This window comes from Parendozoicomonas verongulae, from assembly GCF_009711465.1.
GTDB classification, from domain to species: domain Bacteria; phylum Pseudomonadota; class Gammaproteobacteria; order Pseudomonadales; family Endozoicomonadaceae; genus Sansalvadorimonas; species Sansalvadorimonas verongulae.
Genome location: NZ_SMME01000091.1, coordinates 1 through 249 on the forward strand (window position 1 = coordinate 1; position 249 = coordinate 249).

Consider the following 249-nt stretch of genomic DNA (forward strand, 5'->3'; position numbering starts at 1 on the left):
TTATGCTGCGCTGGCTTGGTTTTGATAATCCATTCCGATGGATTGATCCGAATGATTCCGTGGTTTTTGACCTTCTGCTTCATGAAATTGGCCACGCACTTGAGCCGGTTGATCATTTATTTGAGCTGCCCGGATCAAGCCAGGTATTTGCGGATCTCTTTATTTATGGTGACCATTACCGTAAGGGGGATTGGTTCCTGGGGCGCAGGATCAATGTCGCTGGACTGACGATGCCTTACGATGACAGTT

At 47.8% G+C, this 249-nt stretch carries 1 protein-coding gene; it reads left to right on the plus strand.

Going from position 1 to position 249, the window contains the following annotated elements:
- A partial coding sequence (locus E1189_RS21985; RefSeq protein WP_196220784.1) for a hypothetical protein occupies nucleotides 1-249 on the plus strand: 249 nt, incomplete at both ends.